This window comes from Ruegeria sp. BHSA162, assembly GCF_059613385.1.
Genome location: NZ_JBXWSK010000045.1, coordinates 1 through 14,692, shown reverse-complemented (window position 1 = coordinate 14,692; position 14,692 = coordinate 1). Strand labels below are relative to the sequence as shown.

Below are 14,692 nucleotides of genomic sequence, written 5' to 3'. Positions count from 1 at the left end.
GGCAGCATCAGCCGCGAAGGATGGCCCTCCCGGGCCTGACGCCGCGGCCCGTCAGTCCGGATTGAACACCGGAAGGGCTTGAAGAACCGCGCAAGCTCGGGCACGAATTGCGCCATGGCAAAGACGACGACTTTCACCTGCTCGGCCTGTGGCGCCTCGCATTCCCGCTGGTCCGGCCGCTGCGACGGCTGTGGCGAGTGGAACACCATAGTTCAAGAGGCCCCATTGTCGGCAGGCCCGGCCAAGAAATCGCTGGGCGGCAAACGGGGCCAGGCCGTCACCCTGACGGACCTCTCCACCGAGGAGGCCCCGCCGCCCCGCACAGTCTGCGGTGTCGAAGAACTGGACCGTGTCCTGGGCGGCGGGCTGGTCCCTGCCTCGGCCCTGCTGGTGGGCGGCGATCCGGGCATCGGCAAATCCACCCTGCTGTTGCAGGCCGCCGCGCGCTTTGCCCGGTCGGGCCTGAAAACCATCTATGTCTCGGGCGAGGAAGCCAGCGCCCAGGTTCGCATGCGCGCGCGCCGTCTGGGGCTCGAGGACGCGCCGGTTCAACTGGCGGCCGAGACCAACCTTCGCGACATTCTCACCACGCTCGAGGCCGAGAAACCCGGCCTTGCCATCATCGACTCGATCCAGACCATGTGGGCGGACAATGTCGACAGCGCACCGGGATCAGTCAGTCAGGTCCGCGCCGCCGCGCACGAGCTGACCAGCTTTGCCAAGCGCCACGGCGTGTCCATCATAATGGTCGGCCATGTCACCAAGGAAGGCCAGATCGCCGGCCCCCGCGTGGTCGAGCACATGGTCGATACCGTCCTCTATTTCGAGGGCGAGCGCGGCCACCAGTTCCGCATCCTGCGCGCGGTCAAGAACCGCTTTGGCCCCGCCGACGAGATCGGCGTGTTCGAGATGACGGGCAAGGGTCTGGCACAGGTCACCAACCCTTCGGCCCTGTTCCTGTCGGAACGCGGCACACCCAGCCCCGGCTCGGCGGTTTTCGCAGGCATCGAGGGCACGCGGCCGGTTCTGGTCGAACTGCAGGCGCTGGTCGCGCCCTCGCCCCATTCACAGCCCCGCCGCACGGTCGTCGGCTGGGACAGCGGACGGCTTGCGATGATCCTCGCCGTGCTCGAAGCGCGCTGCGGCATCCCCTTTGCGGGGCTCGACGTCTATCTGAACGTGGCCGGGGGCCTGAAGATCAGCGAGCCCGCGGCCGACCTTGCCGTGGCTGCCGCCCTGCTGAGCGCGCGCGAGGACACCGCCCTGCCCGCCGACACCGTGGTTTTCGGAGAAATCTCGCTATCCGGGGCACTTAGACCAGCGCCGCAGACCGAAAACAGGTTGAAAGAAGCGCAAAAACTTGGTTTCACAGCAGCAATTGCTCCGGCAGGCGGCAAAACCGGTACTGTGGCAGGTCTGACACTCACCCGACCCTCTGATTTGGTTGGGTTTGTTGGCGAAACCTTCGGAGCAGGTTAAAGTCGCGCCTCGAGGGGCAGAAAAAGAACAGGCGAGGGCCATGGAAGGTTTTACAATAATTGACGGGCTCGTTGCCCTGATCATCGTGCTGTCGGGGATTCTGGCCTATTCGCGCGGCTTTATGCGCGAGGTCATGGCCATTGCAGGTTGGGTCGCCGCCGCAGTTCTGGCCTTCATCTTTGCACCGCAAGCCGTGCCGCTGGTCAAGGAAATCCCGGTGGTCGGAGACTTCTTGCGTGACAGCTGCGAATTGTCGGTGATTACGGGCTTTGCCGCGGTGTTTGCCATTGCGCTGATCGTGGTCAGCATCTTCACCCCGTTGTTCTCGTCCCTGGTACAGCGCTCGGCGCTGGGTGGGCTGGATCAGGCGCTGGGGTTCTTCTTCGGCATCGCCCGCGGCATTCTGCTGGTTGCCATCGCCTTCTTTGTCTACGACACCGTGATGACCGGCCAGTCCTACACGATCGTCGATGAAAGCCGCTCGGCCAAGGTATTCGAGCAGTTCAGCGACAGGATCGAAGAGCAGAACCCCGAGGCCGCCCTGGGTTGGGTGACCACCCAGTACGAAGAGCTTGTTGCATCCTGCACAGCGGATTCTCAGGGGCAGTAACAGCTACCAGCCAAGCAAAACGAAGCAGCCCGGCGGCAAGCCGGGCTTTTCTTTTGTCAGAGGGTCAGACGAACCCTTCGCCCCCACAAACCGAGCAGCGGTTGGTTTTCAGGCCAAAGCATCCGTCGCACCGGCTGAACTGAGGCTTGCCCAAGTGATCTCGACCCTTCAGGACTTCGCCCTTGCCGTTGCATATCTGGCAAGGTGCACGTCCCATTCCGCGGCACCGATGGCACCGGCGCTTGACGTGCTCGTCCTTTTTCTGGCTCGGTCGTCCCTGCCACATACCTGTTTTGCCCTCGGTCAAATGCTGCCGGCATCATTCCACGCAGCGCGTTCAAAACACGGGAAACACTCATGTTCGCGGCCCCATCAAACCAGAAACCCGGCCTGCGGCAAAACGAATTATGATCCTTTGGTGACATGGGGGGCATTAGGCATTATGTGAGGGCCAACTCGCCATGGAATCGGAGCTGCCTGTCTTGCATAGCCCGCAGATGCCCCCCGCCCACCCGTTCGATGATGACAAGCTCCGCGAGGAATGCGGGATTTTCGGGGTCGTCGGCGTCAAGGATGCCGCCAATTTCGTTGCTCTTGGTCTGCATGCCCTGCAGCACCGCGGGCAGGAAGCCGGCGGGATCGTCACCCATGATCCCGAACTCGGCTTCAACTCGGCCCGTCGATTTGGCTATGTGCGCGACAATTTCACTTCGTCCGACGTGATGGAAAGCCTGCCCGGACCGATCGGGATCGGCCATGTGCGCTATTCCACGGCCGGGTCCAAGGGCCAGACCGCCATCCGTGACGTACAGCCGTTCTTCGGCGAGTTTTCGATGGGCGGCGCGGCGATTGCGCACAATGGCAACATCACGAACGCCAATGCCCTGCGGCGCGAGCTGATCGAGCGCGGCTCGATCTTCCAAAGCTCATCCGACAGCGAATGCATCATCCACCTGATGGCCCGCTCGCTACAGCGCAACATCCCCGAACGGATGGAGGACGCGCTGCGCCGGGTCGAGGGTGCCTTCTCGGTGGTCGCCATGACCCGCACCAAGCTGATCGGCGTCCGCGATCCTTTGGGTGTACGCCCGCTGGTATTGGGCAAAATCGGCGATGGCTGGTGCCTGGCCTCGGAAACTTGTGCCCTGGACATCATCGGTGCCGAATTCCTGCGCGAGATCGAGCCCGGCGAAATGGTTGTGATCAATGCCCAGAACGGTGTTGAGAGCCACTTCCCGTTCCGCCGGCAACCCAGCAAGTTCTGTATCTTCGAGCATGTCTACTTCTCGCGCCCAGACTCGATTCTGGGTGGACGCTCGGTCTATGAGACACGCGAAGCCATCGGGCGCGAGTTGGCCAAGGAAAGCCCCGTCGACGCGGACCTGGTCTGCCCCGTGCCAGACAGCGGTACGCCCGCGGCCATTGGGTACTCGCTGGAGTCGGGCATCCCCTATGCGATGGGGATCATCCGCAACCAATACATGGGCCGCACCTTCATCGAACCCACCGAACAGATCCGCAATATGGGCGTGCGGCTCAAGCTGAACGTGAACCGCGCCCTGATCGAGGGCAAGCGGGTGATACTGGTCGACGACTCGGTGGTGCGCGGCACGACCAGCCGCAAGATCAAGGAAATGATCCTGGATGCCGGCGCGAAAGAGGTGCATTTCCGCATCGCCTCGCCGCCCACGGCCTGGCCCTGTTTCTACGGCGTGGATACGCCACAGCGCGAAAAGCTGCTGGCCGCCACGATGACCGAGGAAGAAATGACCAAGCATCTGGCGGTCGATAGCCTCAAGTTCATCTCGCTGGACGGGCTGTACCGGGCGGTCGGCGAATCGCAGGGTCGCAGCAAGGACTGCCCGCAATACTGCGATGCATGTTTCTCGGGCGAGTATCCCGTCACTCCGGCGGACATGGTTGAACAAGGGTTCAAGATGCAACCGGCGGCCGAATAAGGCCGAAATTCAGAGACTTCTCCAAGGGGCCGCAGGGCCCCTTTTTTCATGGGCCGGATCGGCGTGGCGAAACATGGCCGAAACCTGCTGCACCGGCTTTTCCTTCCCCTTTGGCTCTGCTAGCCAACCGGCTGCTCACTCACGCAATCACACGGAGGCCGGGCCACCGGGCCGGCCAGTTTACATGGCAAATCCCAGAGTCGACAGCGCGGCCACCCAAAAGGGCGCGCTCAGCAAGAATGGTACGACCGTCTTGGGCGTCTTTGGCCCGCAGAACGACATGCGCGCCCTGATGCGCTCATCGTCTGGACGGGTGAAAGAGGTCAAGACAGGCAGCCGCTTTGGTTCGGGCACGATCGTGGCCATCGACAAAGACGGCATCATGCTGCGACAAAGCGGCCGGACCCAGCGCATCGCCATCCCCGGAAGCTGATCCGGGCTTGACGGGCTGCGCGCTTGGGTTCAAACCCCGCGCATGACCGATCAGATCAAAATCGCACTTGTCACCGGCGCGTCGCGCGGCCTTGGTGCCGCTCTGGCCGAGGCGCTGGCGCCCGAGTATCACATCGTCGCCGTTGCCCGCACCACCGGCGGGCTGGAAGACCTGGATGACCGCATCAAGGCCAAAGGGGGCGCGGCCACCCTGGCGCCGATGGACATCGCCGACCCCAATGCCATGGCCACGCTGTGCCGGGGCATCCATGACCGCTGGGGCAAGCTGGACCTGTGGCTGCATACGGCCATCCACACCGCACCGCTGACGCCCGCAAATTTCATCGACCCCAAGGATTGGCAAAAGTCCGTGGACGTGAACGCCTCGGCAACTTCGGTGCTGATCCCCTATGTCGCGCCCTTGCTGGGTGAGGCTGGACAGGCCGTATTCTTTGACGACCCGCGTGCCGGCGAGAAGTTCTGCGCCACCTACGGCGCAACCAAGGCCGCGCAGATCGCCATGGCGCGCAGCTGGGCCGCCGAAACCGTCCGCACCGGGCCGAAGGTTCATGTGTTGCAGCCCAGGCCGATGGCCACAGCCCTACGCGCGCGTTTCTTCCCCGGTGAGGACCGGTCGAAGCTGGCCAGCCCCTCGGACGAGGCAGCGCGCCTGCTGTCCATGCTGGGCTGAGACCTTTCGGTCAGACCGACGGGAAAGATGTTGCGGCGCCCCAAGCGGGCGCCGTTTTCATTCGATGTGAACGCCCTGCCGGCCCGCCAGATCGACAAAGAACTGCCACGCCACCCGGCCCGAACGCGCGCCGCGCGTGGCCTGCCATTCGATCGCCTCGGCCCGCAGTACGTCGGCATCGACGCTGACGCCATAGGCCGCGCAATACCGGTCGATCATCGCAAGGTATTCGTCCTGATCGCAGGGGTGGAACCCCAGCCACAGGCCGAACCGGTCGGACAGCGAAACCTTTTCCTCGACCGCCTCGGACGGGTTGATCGCGCTCGAGCGCTCGTTCTCGATCATGTCGCGCGGCATCAGGTGGCGGCGGTTTGACGTGGCATAGAACACCACGTTTTCGGGCCGGCCCTCGATCCCGCCGTCCAGCACGGCCTTCAGCGATTTGTAGTGCTGGTCGTCATGGCTGAACGACAGGTCGTCGCAGAACAGGATGAACCGGTAAGGTGCGGCGCGCAGGTGGTTCAGCAACCGCGCGACCGAGCCCATGTCCTCGCGCTGAAGCTCGACCAGCTTCAGGTCGGGAAACTCGGGCTGAAGGGTGCCGTGCACCGCCTTGACGAGGCTGGACTTGCCCATTCCGCGCGCCCCCCACAAAAGCGCGTTGTTGGCCTTGTACCCGGCCGCGAAGCGGCGCGTGTTGTCCAGCAGCGTATCGCGCGACCGGTTGATGCCCACCAGCAGATCCAGATCGACGCGGTTGACATGATGCACCGGCTCCAGCCGGTCGGGCGCGACATGCCAGACAAAGGCCGGCGCCGCCGAGAAATCAGGCGCGGCCAGCGGCGCCGGGGCCATGCGTTCCAACGCGTCGGCGATGCGGTTCAGGGCTTGGTCGTCCATGGGTCCTCCGAAGTCTTGCGGCCGATTTCAACCACGTTCACGGGCCGCCAACAAGACCCGCATGAAGAAAGGGCGCACCCGTCAAGGCACGCCCTTCCCCGTTTACTTGTCGGGTTTATTTGCCGTCTTCTGCGTCAAACTCGTTCATCATCGCATCATCGGCGGCTTCTTCATCGTCGTAATAGCCCTCCTCGCGCAGCTGTTCTTCACGCTTTCTCTCGACCCGGGCCACCAGGAAGATCGAAATCTCGTACAGGCCATAGACCACAACGAACAGGATGATCTGGGTGATCACGTCCGGCGGGGTCACGATTCCCGCCAGGACCAGAATGCCCACCACGGCATATTTGCGCACCGCGCCCAAACCTTCGGCGCTGACCAGCCCGGCCTTGCCCATCAGCGTCAGCAGAACCGGCAGCTGGAAGCACAGACCGAATGCCACAATGAACTTGATCGTCAGGTTCAGATATTCCTGCGCCGATCCCTGGAACACCACGCTCAGCGGTGCCCCTGTTTCGCCATCGACGACGGCTTCTCCTTCGGCGCTGAATTGCTGAAAGCTAAGGAAGAAATCATAGGCTAGTGGGGTGACAATATAGAAGGCAAAACTCGCACCCAGCAGGAACATGAAGGGCGACGCAAGCATAAAGGGCAGAAATGCGTTCTTTTCCGATCGATACAGCCCCGGGGCCACAAACCGCCAAAGTTGCATACCTATATAGGGGAAGGCCAAAATGAAGCCTCCAAACAACGAGACCTTGATGGCGACAAAGAACCCTTCCTGAGGCGAAATAAAAATCAGACCGCAATCCTGACCACGCTCGGACAACGCGGCGCAGAGCGGAGCGGTCAGGAAGTTAAATATCGGTGTCGCAATCGCAAAACACAAGAACATTCCAACGACAAATGCCGCTACGCAATGGATCAAACGTGTGCGTAATTCCGCCAAATGCTCGATCAATGGCGCTGAGGAATCCTCGATCTCGTCGGTCTTGGTCATGTTTTACTTTCAGTGTTTAGCGCAGCTTCGGCCTCTTCGGCCTTGGCCAGCGCGTCCGCAGCTTCTTTCGCCTTGCGTTCCGCAGCGGCGCGTGCGGTCGAGGCCTGTATTTTCTTGGCTTGCTCGGCCCGCTCAGCGGCCAGTTTGCCGGTTTCGCTGTCGGGGTCGAACTTGGTCGGGTCCATGCTCTTGGCCATGTCCTGGGCCGCCTGCTTGACGCTGTCCATCGCGTTGTCCATCGGGTTGGTTGCGGCTTCCAGATCCTTCTTGATGTCGCTCACGCCCGTTTGGTCGGCCGCCTCGTTCATGGCGCTTGAGAATTCGCGCGCCATACCGCGGGCCTTGCCGACGAACCGTCCGACATTGCGAAACAGAACAGGCAAGTCCTTTGGGCCGACCACGATCAGGGCAACGATGCCGATGACCAAGAGTTCGGTAAAGCCCAGATCAAACATGGACGATTAGACCTTGTCTTTGTCGGACTCGGGCGTGACATCCTTGGCCAGTTCGGACGCGTCCTTTTCCAACTCTTCGGACCCCTCTCTTACACCTTTTTTGAAGGAAGTTATGCCTTTACCAACCTCTCCCATGAGAGAGCTGATCTTGCCGCGTCCAAACAGCACCAGCACAACAATTGCGATCAACAGCCAACCAACGGGCGGCACATTCGTCAACACCATCGGGTTCATCATCATCGGCATGTCTCTTCTCCTTGTTCGTCGGCGCCACGCGCCGGCAATGTTTTCTAGTGCTGTGTCTACGCCCACCGGGCCGTCGAAAAAAGTGACGCAAGTCAAATCCGCGTTCAAATCCGCGCTGCTCAGGTGGTTTTTGCGGGCTGGCAATTTCCAACTGACAGGTTTATGTCAGTTGCAGGCGACTAGGAACAGGGCATCGAAACCTGGTCAACGGAGACTCACATGACCCATGTTGCTGAAATCGTCACCTTCACCCTCGCCGATGGCACCACGCCGGAGGAGTTCGTCAGGCTCAGCCAGACGACCGAGGCCTTTGTGCGCGCGGCCCCGGGCTTTGCCCACCGACAGCTGAGCCAGGGCGAGGATGGCCGCTGGACCGATTATGTCATCTGGACCGACATGAAGGCCGCGCAGGACGCCGCCGCGCAGTTCCCGCAGCAGGATTTTGCCGCCGGTCTGATGGCGGCCATCGACCCCGCCAGCATCCAGATGCGTCACGAGAAAGTGCTATGGAACATGACCGCCTGATCGCGGTCCGGACGGCGTGTCATGCGCCGCACTGACCGCCTGTTCGACATCATCCAGATCCTGCGCGACGGCAAACTGCACCGCGCGCAGGACATCGCGGACCAGCTCGAGGTTTCGGTCCGCACCATCTATCGCGACATGGACACGCTGGTGGCGTCTGGCGTCCCGGTCGAGGGCGAACGCGGCGTGGGATACATGGTGCGCGAGCAGATCACCCTGCCCCCGCTGAACCTCACCCCGGCCGAGCTTGAGGCCCTGAACCTCGGCATGGCGATCGTGGCCGAGGCCGCCGACCCCGACCTGAAAGCCGCCGCCGAGTCGCTGGCCGCCAAGATCGACGCGGTACTGCCCACCCAGGTGGTGGCCGAGGCGGATGCGTGGAAATTCGCCATCTACCCCTTTGCCGATGCCGCGCGCGGGCTGGCGCATATGGCTCCGATCCGGGCGGCCATCAAATCGCGCCAGAAGCTGCGGCTGACCTACCGGCGAATCGACGGAACCCTGACCGAACGCACGATCCGCCCCTTGCACATGGAATACTGGGGCCGGGTCTGGACCCTGACCGCCTGGTGCGAGCTGCGCGACGCCTTCCGCGTGTTCCGCATCGACCTGATCGAAAGCGTCACACCGCTGCCCGAGATATTTGCGGACGAGCCCGGAAAGCGGCTGGCTGACTACAACCCGACCGCCTGATCCCGTTTTTCGCGCAAGGCTACTTGGAACGGCGCTCAGACCCTCAGCGCAGATAGGTTTCGGGGTCGACGGACTCGAACCCTTTGCGTACCTCGAAGTGCACATAGGCGTTCTCACCCCCGCGCAGCTTGGCAATGCTCTGGCCGCGGCTGACCCGGTCGCCCTTCTTGACCGAGATGTTCTCGACATTCGCGTAGACCGTCAGCAAATCGTTGGTGTGCTTGACGACGATGATCGGGATCTGATCCGCATCCGCCGTAATGGCCGCCACGGTACCGGCTTCGGCCGCCTTGACCGATGCACCGGGCGAACCGGCGATGTCGATCCCTTCGTTCTTGCCTTTGGCATACGGGCGAATGATCTTGCCGGTTACCGGCAGAGCCAAGGCTGACGAGCTGGAATTCGTCGGGGCCTCGGCCGTCACGTCCGGAGCGGGCGTCAACGGCGCAACTTTTTCGTCCGGCAACGGCTGCGTTGCACTGGGCGGCGTCGGGGTGGGCGATCCCTGCCCCGGTTCGGTGGTCGCCGTGGGCGCTGCGGCGGCAGCTTGGCGCGGTGCAGCCTGATTCTTGACGGGGATCAGAAGAAACTGCCCTTCGCGCACGGCGAAGTCCGAACCCAAACCGTTCCATTCAGCCAGCGCATCGACCGGAACCTGGTACAGGCGCGAAATGGTATAGGCCGTCTCACCCCGCTTGACCTTGTGCCGGATCGGCTCGTCCGTCGAGGTGACGGGTGCCGGTTTGGCCGGCTCAAGGTTCGTGACCCGCACGCCGCCCGTGTCCGGCGCCTGATCAATCGCGGTCGTGGCGATCGAGGCGATATCGACCTTCCCCGCTCCGGCGCCGACGGACCGTGGCAAGGCCAGCACTTCGCCCTCGCGCAGCTGGTCGGTGGGCTTGAGACCGTTGAACCGGGCCAGCTCGGCCTCGGGCAGACCAACCCGCGCAGCCACGGCGGCGACGTTGTCACCCCGTTGCGCGACGGCAACCTGATATGTCGGATAGGTGATCACGCCACGGCTGTCCGGCGCCGGCCGGTTCGTGGTGGCTGATTGTGCGGCCGGAGTGGTCGAAAAACCGCCGACCTGACCGCGCAGGTCGTAATCCAGCGGGCCTTCGCAACCGGCAAGCACCAGCGCGGCCACCATCGCCGTTGTTCCACGACCCAAGACTGACTTGGAAACTGCTCTCATATCACTGTCCTCAACACCTGCCCCTGTTTGCCGGGGTTCTGGCGCCCAATTCCTAAACCTACGTTACGCCTCGTCCTTTCCAAGCCCTTCCAGCAAGGGCACGAACCGAACAGGCAACAGTTCGTCATATTCCAGCCCGGTCTCGGTTCTGGTGACCCGTATTAGAGTCTGAACCGCATCCGACTGCCCAACGGGCAAGACCATGATACCGCCGATTTTGAGCTGCGCCAAGAGCGGGCCCGGCGGGTCCTCGGCCGCGGCGGTGACGATGATGCGGTCAAAAGGAGCCTGTTCGGGCAACCCGAAAGATCCATCCGACAGCATCGCCGTGATATTCGTCAGCCCCAACTCTCGAAACAGCTCTCCGGTTTCGCGTACCAGACGCTTGTGGCGTTCCACGGTGTAGACCCGCCGCGCCAGCTTGGACAGCACCGCAGCCTGATACCCCGAACCCGTCCCCACCTCGAGCACCTTGTCGCGCGGCGTGACCTGCAGCGCCTGCGTCATCAGACCTACGACCGAGGGCTGGCTGATCGTCTGGCCGCATGCAATCGGCAGCGGCGTGTCCTCGTAGGCACGCTCGGCGAACAGGCCGCGCACGAACTTGCCGCGGTCGATCTGCTCCATCGCGTCCAGAACACGCGCATCCGTCACCCCGCGAGACCGCAGGGCGAACAGGAACTGCATCTTGGTTTCGGGGTCCAGTCCGGTCATTCGATCGTCTTCAACGCCTCCAGCGCATCATCGGCGGTCAGGTCGGCCCGCATCGGCGTGACCGAGATATAGCCGTCCAGGTTCGCCGCAGCATCCGTTCCCGGAGCCGTCGGGTTGTGCTGATAGCCCCCCTTGATCCACAGGAAACGGCGGCCCGAGGGCGAGCTGTGCGGTTCCACCCCAAAATGCGTGTCGCGTCGGAATCCCTGACGCACCACGCGGGTGCCAAGAACTTCTTCGGCAGGCACCGGAGGGAAATTCACGTTGTAAAACAGGCGGTAGTCTTCCTGCGCGGGCGGATCGGCCTCAAGAATGCGTCGTACCAGGTCCGCTCCGAACCGCGTGGCGGCCTCGAACGGGTCTTCCAGCCCAAGATTGCGCGGGCCAAAGTACTGCGACAAGGCGATCGCCGGAATGCCCTGAAGTGCGGCCTCCATCGCGCCGCCGATCGTGCCTGAGTACAAAGTGTTCTCGGCCGAATTGTTGCCCCGGTTCACGCCTGAAAGAACCAGATCAGGTCGCGCGTCCTTCATCACGTCATGAAGCCCGGCCAGTACGCAATCGGCCGGCGACCCTTCGGCCGCGTAACGACGCTCGCCCAGTTTGGCCACCATCATGGGATGGGTATAGCTGATGCAATGCCCGACCCCTGACTGTTCGAAAGCCGGAGCCACGATCCAGACCTCACCATCCGGGCCGGCCACATCCGCAGCAATCGCCTCGAGCGCGATCAGGCCTGGGGCGTTGATCCCGTCGTCATTTGTCAGAAGTATGCGCATTGCCTGCCTGTGCCCCCGCGTTTCGCCCTTGATAGACGGCCCCAAAGGATGCGGCAAGCGATGCCCCGGCGCATTCTGCGGCATTCGCGCACCACTCGCCGGGAAATCGACCGGTTGCGGCGTCTAGGCTGGAAAAACGAAGCAGCGATCCCGCCGGATGGTCAACCACATCACCCGGCCCGGATTGGGCACGAACACGTTCGGAACGGTCGCCTTGAGGATCGAGCCGTCATAGTCCATCCGAAACTCGATCAGGCTTTCGTTGCCCAGAAAGCGAGCGCGCTCGACCACGCCGCGGGCCGCAACACCATCGGTCGCCGTCGGCAGCGGTCCCTTGCCGTTGCGATCAAAGTCCAGCCGCACATGCTGAGGGCGGAAAACGATTTCGACGTCCGTGCCATCGGGAACGCCCGGCGCCAGGAATTGACCAAATGGCGTTTGCGCCAATGCTCCATTCACCTGGGAATGCAACACATTGACATCACTAAAAAATGCCACGGCAGCCTTGTCTACGGGTCGGGTGTAGACATTGTAGGGCGCGCCCTGCTGCACGATCTTGCCGCGGCGCATCAGTGCAATCTCGTCGGCCATGCGCATCGCTTCTTCGGGCTCGTGCGTGACCAGCAGCACGGCGGCGTCCTCTTCCTTGAGGATGGCGAGGGTCTCGTCGCGGATGCCGTCGCGCAGACGGTTGTCCAGGCCAGAAAACGGCTCGTCCATCAGCATGATCCGCGGACGCGGCGCCAACGCTCGGGCCAGCGCGACCCGCTGCTGCTCGCCCCCTGACAGTTGATGCGGAAACCCGTCGATATGGCGGATCAGGTCGACCTTTCTCAGCAACTCTTCGACACGTTCCCGTTTTTGCTCTTTGGCCCCCTTCAGGCCAAAAGCCACGTTGTCGGCCACGCTGAGGTGCGGAAACAAAGCGAAATCCTGGAACATCAGTCCGATCTCGCGACGTTCCGGCGGCACCCTGAACACCGTGTCACAGACCAACTTGCCATCGACGTAGATTTCGCCCGAGTCCTGCATTTCGACGCCGGCAATCATCCGCAACGTAGTGGATTTGCCGCACCCCGACGGGCCCAGCAGACAGGTCACCTGCCCCGCCTGAACGGTCAGCGAGACATCATCCACCACCGTGCGCCCGCCGAACCGGCAGACCAGATTGCGGATTTCCAATCGCGGAGGAGCTGTGTTGATTGCCACCGACGGACCCCAATTGCCTTTTCCCGATCAATTTCATCGGGCTTGCGCCGGGATAACAACCCCGCCCATCGGGCGCAAGAGAGGCGCTAGGCTAGCAACTCGAACGGCACGCCCGCGCGGACCTTGCCATTGACCTGAATCTCAAGCCTGTGCGGCCCCGGAACCAGCCGAAACGTGGTGGCGTCGCCCTTGAGTTTGTGACGCTTGCTCAGCCGCAGGCGGCCATCTGACAGATTGGCCTGCTTGAGCTTGTGAACCTTAGGTGAGATTTTCCCGCCAGGTCGCTGAAAATGCACGATATAGTCAATCAAGACCGGATGATCACCGGGGCCTGATACCGAGACGGCGAACTCCAGAACCCCGCCGATGCGGGCCTCGCCATTCACCGCAACATCCACCTCCAGAGGTGCGTCGGGATCGTAGCCCAGCAGCGCCATCGCCCCGTCATGGCCGGACTTGACCAGCCCGCGCAGCGCGTGTGCGGTGATCCACCGCATCTCGCCGGCCTCCTGCGCGCCCGAGGCATCCCACGCCTTCAGGCGGTTCAATGCCAAGTCGGGGTCTTTCTTGGTGATGTCGTTGAGATGGTTCGCCACCGACCGCGTGACATAGCGCGTCGGATCCGAGTGCAACCGATCCAGCAGCGGCAGCGGGTCCCTCAGGTCCAGCCCGACCGCCTGCCCCCAGGGCAGCCGTGGGCGCGTGCCTTCGGAGACCAGCCGCCGGACGTGATAGCTGGAATGCCCGCACCAGTCCTGCATCCGATCCAGCACCAGATTGGGATGACTGTTCAGAAAAGGCCGGATCGCCCATTCCATCGAAAATCGCTGAGTGATCTCTGCAAGCACATCCAGCGCCACGTCGGGATGGTCCGCGCCGACCTGCGCCACCCACTCACCCAATGGGGCAAAGATGAAGTCACCGAAATCATCATCGCTCAGGGTCGGATCCAAAGGCGGCGGCAAGGCGCGCAGGATCACCGGGGCCACGTCGGGCAGCGCGCCGGGAAAGGCCGTCTGCAAACAATCGGCAATCCACGCGATCCGCTGCTTCAGCTCCAGCTCCGGTAGGCGCGACATGACCCGAGCCTCGAACGACTCACCGTCAAAACCGGGGTCGGCCTGCGTGAACAGGCCGGCCAGGTAACGGGCCTTTTCCGCGTTGAACAGCTGATCCTTCAGCGAAAACCCCTGCGCCACGGTCACATCGTCAGGTTGGTCGCGCCACCATCCAGCAGGATGTTCTGCCCCACGATGAACCCGGCATGTTGCGAGCACAGAAACGCGCAAGTCGCGCCGAATTCCTGCCGCGTACCATAGCGCCGCGCCGGGATCGTGGCCGCGCGCTCGGCCCGTGCCTCGTCCAGCGAGATGCCCTTCTGCGCCGAAACCCCGGCATCCAGCGAGTCCGCCCGGTCGGTGGCATGAATGCCGGGCAACAGGTTGTTGATGGTCACGCCGTAGGGCGCAACCTGCCGCGCGGTTCCGGCCACATAGCCGGTCAGCCCCGTGCGCGCAGCGTTCGACAGGCCCAGCACCGCGATGGGCGCCCGCACAGATTGCGAGGTGATGTTCACCACCCGGCCCCAACCCTTGTCCATCATTGACGGCAACAGCGCCTTCATTAAGGCGATCGGCGTCAGCATGTTGGCATCCAGCGCCTTGATGAAATCCTCGCGGTCCCAGTCCGACCACAGGCCCGGCGGCGGGCCACCGGCGTTTGTCACAAGGATATCAACGCCCTGCGCGGCCTCGATCACCTGCGCCTGGCCTTCGGGGGTGGTCACATCGCAGGCCACGGTCTGCA

17 protein-coding genes are annotated in these 14,692 nt (G+C 63.0%); 7 read left to right on the top strand and 10 right to left on the bottom strand.

Translation table 11 applies throughout. The annotated features are described in order from the left end of the window. Window positions 1–114: 114 nt before the first annotated feature. The 5 genes from radA to AC2FM5_RS12960 all read left to right on the top strand — a co-directional run bounded on the left by radA (window position 115) and on the right by AC2FM5_RS12960 (window position 5,170). Entirely contained in the window at window positions 115–1,479 is a 1,365-nt protein-coding gene (gene radA / locus AC2FM5_RS12980) for a DNA repair protein RadA (RefSeq protein WP_170358987.1), read from the top strand. A gap of 40 nt (window positions 1,480–1,519) precedes the next feature. Next, window positions 1,520–2,089 (top strand): CvpA family protein, encoded by a 570-nt coding sequence (locus tag AC2FM5_RS12975; RefSeq protein WP_093962256.1) that lies wholly within the window; start codon window positions 1,520–1,522, stop codon window positions 2,087–2,089. A gap of 497 nt (window positions 2,090–2,586) precedes the next feature. Then, on the top strand, window positions 2,587–4,047 hold the full coding sequence (gene purF / locus AC2FM5_RS12970) for an amidophosphoribosyltransferase (RefSeq protein WP_170402710.1): 1,461 nt from the start codon (window positions 2,587–2,589) through the stop codon (window positions 4,045–4,047). A 184-nt stretch (window positions 4,048–4,231) separates the two neighbouring features. Further along, window positions 4,232–4,480, top strand: a complete 249-nt coding sequence (locus AC2FM5_RS12965; RefSeq protein ID WP_093962257.1) for a hypothetical protein — start codon at window positions 4,232–4,234, stop codon at window positions 4,478–4,480. 42 nt (window positions 4,481–4,522) lie between these two features. Further along, complete coding sequence (locus AC2FM5_RS12960) at window positions 4,523–5,170, top strand: SDR family NAD(P)-dependent oxidoreductase (protein ID WP_170390334.1); 648 nt, start codon at window positions 4,523–4,525, stop codon at window positions 5,168–5,170. A 57-nt stretch (window positions 5,171–5,227) separates the two neighbouring features. On the opposite strand, the gene AC2FM5_RS12955 is transcribed toward AC2FM5_RS12960, so the two are convergent. The 4 genes from AC2FM5_RS12955 to AC2FM5_RS12940 all read right to left on the bottom strand — a co-directional run bounded on the left by AC2FM5_RS12955 (window position 5,228) and on the right by AC2FM5_RS12940 (window position 7,762). Beyond that, window positions 5,228–6,070, bottom strand: coding sequence for an ATP-binding protein (locus tag AC2FM5_RS12955; protein WP_093962259.1), 843 nt, complete (start codon window positions 6,068–6,070; stop codon window positions 5,228–5,230). A gap of 115 nt (window positions 6,071–6,185) precedes the next feature. Next, window positions 6,186–7,070 carry a twin-arginine translocase subunit TatC gene (tatC, locus tag AC2FM5_RS12950; protein ID WP_093962260.1) on the bottom strand — a complete coding sequence of 295 codons (885 nt, stop codon included), beginning with the start codon at window positions 7,068–7,070 and terminating at the stop codon, window positions 6,186–6,188. Continuing rightward, the gene (gene tatB, locus AC2FM5_RS12945; protein ID WP_496736035.1) at window positions 7,067–7,525 is read right to left on the bottom strand and encodes a Sec-independent protein translocase protein TatB; all 459 of its coding nucleotides are present in this window, start codon (window positions 7,523–7,525) and stop codon (window positions 7,067–7,069) included. The genes tatC and tatB overlap by 4 nt, the downstream gene beginning before the upstream one ends. Before the next feature lie 6 nt (window positions 7,526–7,531). After that, window positions 7,532–7,762, bottom strand: a complete 231-nt coding sequence (locus tag AC2FM5_RS12940) for a twin-arginine translocase TatA/TatE family subunit (protein WP_370797612.1) — start codon at window positions 7,760–7,762, stop codon at window positions 7,532–7,534. Between the two features lie 228 nt (window positions 7,763–7,990). Between AC2FM5_RS12940 and AC2FM5_RS12935 the strand changes: the two genes are divergently transcribed. Together AC2FM5_RS12935 and AC2FM5_RS12930 are read left to right on the top strand one after the other, a co-directional pair. Then, entirely contained in the window at window positions 7,991–8,296 is a 306-nt protein-coding gene (locus AC2FM5_RS12935; RefSeq protein WP_149774521.1) for a hypothetical protein, read from the top strand. A gap of 21 nt (window positions 8,297–8,317) precedes the next feature. Beyond that, a complete protein-coding gene (locus tag AC2FM5_RS12930) occupies window positions 8,318–8,989 on the top strand; it encodes a helix-turn-helix transcriptional regulator (RefSeq protein WP_496736033.1) in 672 nt (223 codons plus the stop codon). A 43-nt stretch (window positions 8,990–9,032) separates the two neighbouring features. Here AC2FM5_RS12930 and AC2FM5_RS12925 read toward each other — a convergent pair whose 3' ends face one another. The 6 genes from AC2FM5_RS12925 to AC2FM5_RS12900 form a co-directional block, all read right to left on the bottom strand. Then, window positions 9,033–10,184: a LysM peptidoglycan-binding domain-containing protein gene (locus AC2FM5_RS12925; RefSeq protein WP_496736031.1), complete on the bottom strand. Its 1,152-nt coding sequence runs from the start codon at window positions 10,182–10,184 to the stop codon at window positions 9,033–9,035. Window positions 10,185–10,247: 63 nt separating this feature from the next. Next, the gene (locus tag AC2FM5_RS12920; protein ID WP_170338827.1) at window positions 10,248–10,898 is read right to left on the bottom strand and encodes a protein-L-isoaspartate(D-aspartate) O-methyltransferase; all 651 of its coding nucleotides are present in this window, start codon (window positions 10,896–10,898) and stop codon (window positions 10,248–10,250) included. Continuing rightward, the gene (gene surE, locus AC2FM5_RS12915) at window positions 10,895–11,677 is read right to left on the bottom strand and encodes a 5'/3'-nucleotidase SurE (RefSeq protein ID WP_170442932.1); all 783 of its coding nucleotides are present in this window, start codon (window positions 11,675–11,677) and stop codon (window positions 10,895–10,897) included. Before surE ends, AC2FM5_RS12920 begins: the two co-directional genes overlap by 4 nt. 123 nt (window positions 11,678–11,800) lie before the next feature. Beyond that, window positions 11,801–12,886, bottom strand: a complete 1,086-nt coding sequence (locus AC2FM5_RS12910) for an ABC transporter ATP-binding protein (RefSeq protein WP_496736028.1) — start codon at window positions 12,884–12,886, stop codon at window positions 11,801–11,803. Window positions 12,887–12,972: 86 nt separating this feature from the next. Continuing rightward, window positions 12,973–14,085, bottom strand: coding sequence for a YhaZ family DNA alkylation repair protein (locus AC2FM5_RS12905; RefSeq protein WP_496736054.1), 1,113 nt, complete (start codon window positions 14,083–14,085; stop codon window positions 12,973–12,975). 2 nt (window positions 14,086–14,087) lie between these two features. After that, window positions 14,088–14,692, bottom strand: a 605-nt coding sequence (locus tag AC2FM5_RS12900) for an SDR family oxidoreductase (protein ID WP_496736026.1), incomplete at its 5' end; no start/stop codon positions are given.